We start from the raw sequence: 2242 nt of genomic DNA, 5'->3' as shown, positions 1-2242 counted from the left end.
GCAACTTCGGTGCGAAGTCGATCGACGAGGTCAAGGCGAAGCTGGCCGGCATGGGCCTGGCCCTGAAGGACAGCCCGCCCGGATTCGACCCGACCGCAGCTGCCTTCGGCGCGGACGACAGCGCGGATGCGGGTTTCGCGGAGACCGAACAGTACTGAAACATCGCGCCGGGTCGCGGAGAGCCAGGAAGGCAGGAAAGACAACGCTCAGCAGGGCCGACCGCACCCGGCTCCCAACTCACACGACCAGCTGGACGGACACTCTTCGCGCTGACTCGGGCGGCCCCGCCTCGCGGGCCATGTCCCAAAACCCGGGCGGGGTCGCACTTCCAGGATGCGCTGTCATGTGACGGTTCAGCACGGCTGCAGTTCCTTGTGGACGTCCGCGGTCACCGGAGCGCCCAGAAAAGCGATGTCAGCGGTGTCCTGGCCGGCACGGATCGCTGTGGCCGTCGGCTCGGATCGCTCCAGACCGTCAGCGTCGAAGTACACGGCGGTGAGGATCCGGCACAGCCAGGACTCCATGTCCGCACCCGGACGCACGCCGGGGAAGGACACGTAGGCCCGTTCGAATGTGGTCAGGACAAGGTCCTGGGCGTCATCCGGACTGCCTGTCATGTACAACGCCGCCTGATACACCGGGCCGAGGAGAGCCAGAACCTCCCGCTCGAAGCGTTCGTCGTCCGGAAAGCGGCGCTTCCCGGGATCCACGCCGGGCCGGACGTGCGCGGCGCGGGAGGACCGGCGGTGCCGACCGTACCCGGCCATCGTCACGTCCGGGCGTGCCAGTCCACCCTCCTCGGAGGGAAGGCCGCGATGCCGGCCCGTGCCGCGGCCGGCGGCGGAAGTCGCGTGGGTGTGGGGTTGCTGGATGGTGAGCGAATCAGACATGGATGTTCCTTTCCGTGGACGACCAGTTCGCTGCTCACGGGATCGGACCGACGTCACGGCGCGGCCTGGCGATTGAGTGAAGCCCAGCGATGAGGCGGCGCATGGATGATGCCGATCCTGGTCGGCGAGCCACACCCCAACTTGAAGCTTCAACTTAACCGTAGCACGTTGACTTGAAGCTTCAAGCCATCGAGCCGACTCGCAAAGGGATCACAGGGGGGCGGGGAGCGAAGGGCGACGGACGTGAACGAATCGCGCATAACGGGGCAAAACAAGGGGAGGAGGCGGCCGCCAGGGGCGGCGACACAAACTGCGTCCCGGGTATGACGCAACCCATCCACCCCGCCTGGGGCGTCCGCTCAACCTCGCGGCACGAACCGCCGCCGTCCGGCGTACGGCGGCGCAGAGATTCGCGCACCCCAATGAGTGGCCGAATCGTCGCGAGGCTCCGGGCAGCCGGACCCCTCCAGCCATTCGAGCGGCAACCTCATGGCGCCACGCCCGGAACCCCTCGGCCTACCGATCTCACGAATGACCCGGATCAACCCGAGAAGGAAGGCGTGGGTGCCCCGCCCCCGCAGGACCTCCGGCAGGCGGGGCCGGACGCTCCGGCTTGCCGATGACCGCAGCGCCCCTCTCCACGTCAGCGGCCGCGCTCGGCGGCGTCGACGGCTTCGTGGATGCGGTCGAAGACGGATTTGAGGGTCTCCAGCTCGCCGGGCTCCAAGGGGTCGAAGACCAACCGGCGGACGCTCTCGACGTGTGCGGGCACGGACGCGGCGAGCTTCTCGTAGCCCTCGGGGGTGAGGGTGGCGAGCGTGTACCGGCCGTCGGCGGGATCCGGCTCGCGGCGGACGAAGCCCTGCTGCTCCAGGCGCCTGACCACGTGGGAGAGCCGGGACAGGGACGAGTTGGCGTTGTCGGCCAGCGTGCTCATCCGCATGGTGCGGCAGTCCTGCTCCGAGAGCCTGGCCAGTGCGTGGTACTCCATCCAGTTCAGGTCGGTGTCACGTTCCAGTTGCCGCTCCAGCGCCGAGGGAAGCAGGGTCAGGACCCGCGCGAGCGACATCCACGCGGACAGCTCGCCGCCCCGCAGCCAGCGCGGCTCCGCCGTCGTCGCCGCCGGCGGCCCTCCTTTGTTCGTCGTCATGCGGGCCACACTAGTCGACGGAGTTGAAGCTTCAAGTTGATCGGGGTAACGTCAACTTGAAGCTTCAAGTCACTGTCCATGCACTGCACAGATCGGAATTCGCCACATATGACCAGGATCGGCATCATCCTCGGCAGCACCCGCCCGGGCCGCAACGGCGAGAAGGTGGCCCGCTGGGTCGTCGAGCAGGCCGGCACCCACG

General features: G+C 68.1%; 2 protein-coding genes and 1 pseudogene. 1 reads left to right on the top strand and 2 read right to left on the bottom strand.

The genetic code is table 11. From position 1 onward, the window contains the following. Window positions 1-158 (top strand): annotated as a pseudogene (locus ACWDAS_RS41395) (DNA-directed RNA polymerase subunit alpha); the annotation flags it as partial. A gap of 195 nt (window positions 159-353) precedes the next feature. Here the strand turns inward: ACWDAS_RS41395 and ACWDAS_RS41390 are convergent. Both ACWDAS_RS41390 and ACWDAS_RS41385 read right to left on the bottom strand, forming a co-directional pair. Further along, entirely contained in the window at window positions 354-1025 is a 672-nt protein-coding gene (locus tag ACWDAS_RS41390) for an RNA polymerase sigma factor (protein WP_450401143.1), read from the bottom strand. Window positions 1026-1533: 508 nt separating this feature from the next. Beyond that, a complete protein-coding gene (locus ACWDAS_RS41385) occupies window positions 1534-2040 on the bottom strand; it encodes a MarR family winged helix-turn-helix transcriptional regulator (RefSeq protein WP_450401141.1) in 507 nt (168 codons plus the stop codon). Between the last annotated feature and the right edge of the window lie 202 nt (window positions 2041-2242).

The sequence above is a fragment of the Streptomyces sp. NPDC001070 genome (assembly GCF_053598835.1).
The sequence above is the reverse complement of the archived record's forward strand: the minus strand, read 5'-3'. Positions and strand labels throughout refer to the sequence as shown.

What these genes read in the sequence shown, in the direction of transcription:
- ACWDAS_RS41385 (WP_450401141.1), bottom strand. Translation starts at nt 2,040, where the DNA reads ATGACGACGAACAAAGGAGGGCCGCCGGCGGCGACGACGGCGGAGCCG.